The following is a 3,278-nucleotide window of genomic DNA, read 5'->3' on the forward strand; positions in this document are numbered from 1 at the left end:
ATTACCAAATTTTACTCTTTTTAAGTAAGAAACTTTATTTTTTATGGCCCCTACCATTTTTTTTACCTGATGGTATTTTCCCTCTTGAATAGTAAGGAATATTTTATTCTGTTCTAAATAATGAACTTTTGCAGGAAGACATATATGCGTTCCTATATCAATACCATTTTCCAGATTTTTAATATCTTCCACTGAGATGGGTCTGTCGAGCTCCACATAATATTTTTTTAATATTTTTTTGTCAGGGTGGGTCATTTTATAATTTGTATCCCCGTCATTTGTAAAAAGGAGAAGTCCTTCTGTATCTTTGTCCAATCTCCCTACGGGGAATAGATCTTTTATATCTAACCAATCTGGTAAAAGTTCCATGACAGTCGGATGTCGATCATCCTTTACAGCAGTAATATAACCTTTGGTTTTATATAGAATGTAATACCTCAGAGTTTTGAATTCAAGGTGTCTGTCGTCGAGGGTGATATTATCACTATCTTCTTCGATCCAAAGTCCGAAATTTAAAGTGACTACGCCATTTATTTTAACCCTTCCCTCTCCGACTATTTTTTTGATATCTTTTCTGCTCCCTACACCGCAGTTGACTAAAAATTTTTCTAATCTCAAGTTATCTCCCCTATACCGTTTTATAAAAAAATTAAATAAAAAAAAATAAAGTGACGTGCTTAAATCACACACCACCTTTAAAATACAATAATAATTAAAAAATTATATTACTTTTATCACATTAATAGAAAAACTTGAAACTTTGAACATCGTAAAAATAGTTACAAGTATTAAAAGGTGAAAAAAATGACCGCTATTAGTAAATCCCTTAAAATTTATAGAAATTAAAACTCTCTTTTTATTATTTAAACTATCAAAAATTATATCATAAAAGATTTTTTTTTACAATACATGTAGGAAAGTCAGCTACTGTAGAGAAGTTACAAGAATATCTACCTGGAAAAACTATAGTTGAAATTCATAAGAATATAAAAGAATTTACTGGTATGAAAAAAGTGGCCCTTGATGGAATACCATTGGAGATTTGTCAGAGTATAGAGGTCACAATAGGACCTCTATTTTTATATGCAGATTCCATATAAATTACGCGTGCGTAAAATACAGGTGAGCATACATATTCTTGAAAAAATGGATAAATATTTAATGGCTCAAAGACCCTTATTAGAAGCTTAAATTAGAGCCTGTGAAATATTGGTTCCATTTTATTAAAGGTACAGAAATATTCAAATCCGAGTTCTTTCAACTCTCTCTTTACATCTAAGATCTTATAACCAAGGTGATCTTCCTCATGTGAATCTGATCCGATAGTTATTATCTTGCCACCTAGCTCTTTATATAGTTTTATTATCTCTATGGATGGCGTTAGATCTGAAAGTGCATATCTAAAACTCGAAGTATTTATTTCAATACCTTTAGAGTCTTTTATAACCTGTTTAAGTATTTCAGTAACAATATCTTTTACAGCTTCAAATGGATAGATACCAACCTTATCATACCTTTTTATCATATCCAAATGACCAAGCACACTGTAATCTTTATATTCTTTTATTACATTCAGTATTTCTTGATAGTAAGCTCTGTTATATTCCGCTTGAGTTTTACCTTCTTGAAATCGATAATTATAAAACTCTTTGTCTTCTATCTGATGACATGACAAAATAACAAAATCAAAATCGTATCTGTCAAAATCAACTTTAAAGCAATCAATAGTATTTACCTGCATACCAAATTCTATACCCAGTTTAATATTGATCTTATCTTTATAAAGACGCTTACATCTATTATATTCTAAAATATACTCACTATAGTTGCAATTATTTTTCATCATTTCAATTTCTGATTTAGTTTTTGGATAATAGGATCTCATCTTGGATGGATTAGAATTTATATCTACCTTTACTCCATAATCGACGTGTTCGGTAAAACATATTTCATTCATACCAAGATCAATTGCTCTTTTTATAATATCCTCCATAGGATATGTGGAATCATCACTGTAACTTGAATGCACGTGGTAATCTGAATACATATCTCTCCCCCTAAGCCACAAGCTCTAGTCTATTTTCTTTGTAATCTATATCTCCAGCTCATAAAAAAAATCTAGATTTATCAATGGTATGTCTTGAATTACTCTTCTACCAATCAGATATTAGCAATTAAATAAAACACAGGCTCTATAATAAATATTCTGATAACCTGCTATTTTTGTCAAGAATTAGAATTTAGGAAAGATCACAAAATTTATTATATTCTCACTTTCTTAATTATCTTAGCTGGATTACCTCCAATAACTACATTATCTGGAAAAGGTTTAGTTACAACAGCTCCGGCAGCGACAACAACATTATCTCCAAGAGTTACCCCTGGAAGAATAATAGCTCCCCCACCGATCCATACTTTATTACCTATAACAACCTTTTTCCCAAACTCTAGCCCGCTGCATCTTTCATTGGGATTAAGTGGATGACTTGCTGTATATATTTGCACATTTGGAGCAATCATGACATCATCACCAAAAATAACAGGTGCAACATCTAAAATTATCAGGTTATGATTTGAATAAAAGTTTTTACCAAATGCAATATTATATCCGTAGTCACACCAAAAATTAGGTTCTATATGTGGTTTCACATCCGTTTTAAATAATTCAGCAAGTATTTCATCTCTTATCTCTTTTTCTCCATACACTTCAATATTAAATTTTCTACATAATTTTTTAGCTTTCATCCGATCTTTTACTAACTCTATATGAGATGGATCATACAGCACCTCATTTATCATTTTTTCTTTTTCTGTCATTTGTCTCTCCTTATCTTCGGTTTTTTCATTACATTCTAGATAGATTAAATACTAAAAATCTAGGTAACTAAACCCAGTACTCCTATATTATCTGTTTATGCTAGTTTTACTGTATCAGAAGCAGGAAAAGAAGGCTATAAAAAATGTAAAAAATATTTACACTACCATGGTAAAAGCCGGGCTTAATTGCCCGACTTTTTTTTTAGTTTTAAATAAACAAACTCGGATTTTCTACCTGAGTTTTAGGGTGATTTCTAGTTATTAATTACTTTCTACCACCAACTGTACACCACGTCCTAATAGCAGGTTGTCCTACATTGGCCGGTATGCTTCCGGAAACAGACCCGCACATTCCCTGACCGTGTGCAAGGTTGTCTCCGACCATATCTATTTTTTTCAGAACTTCAGGCCCGTTTCCGATAAGGGTAGCTCCCCTCACAGGTTCAGTTATTTTCCCATTC

Annotated in this window: 4 protein-coding genes; all 4 read right to left on the minus strand. The window is 31.6% G+C overall.

Annotation, left to right across the window (positions count from 1 at the left end; all coding sequences use genetic code 11):
* Positions 1 to 618, minus strand: a 618-nt coding sequence (locus tag ABZA26_RS10940) for a pseudouridine synthase (RefSeq protein ID WP_372714564.1), incomplete at its 3' end; no start/stop codon positions are given.
* Positions 619 to 1,192: 574 nt separating this feature from the next.
* Positions 1,193 to 2,047, minus strand: a complete 855-nt coding sequence (locus tag ABZA26_RS10945) for a histidinol-phosphatase HisJ family protein (RefSeq protein ID WP_372714565.1) — start codon at positions 2,045 to 2,047, stop codon at positions 1,193 to 1,195.
* Positions 2,048 to 2,262: 215 nt separating this feature from the next.
* Positions 2,263 to 2,817: a sugar O-acetyltransferase gene (locus ABZA26_RS10950; protein WP_372714566.1), complete on the minus strand. Its 555-nt coding sequence runs from the start codon at positions 2,815 to 2,817 to the stop codon at positions 2,263 to 2,265.
* A gap of 265 nt (positions 2,818 to 3,082) precedes the next feature.
* Positions 3,083 to 3,278 (minus strand): metallopeptidase TldD-related protein (locus ABZA26_RS10955; RefSeq protein ID WP_372714567.1); only part of this gene is annotated, 196 nt, incomplete at its 5' end.

It is taken from the genome of Ilyobacter sp. (assembly GCF_041583315.1).
In the GTDB taxonomy this organism is placed as follows: Bacteria; Fusobacteriota; Fusobacteriia; order Fusobacteriales; family Fusobacteriaceae; genus Ilyobacter.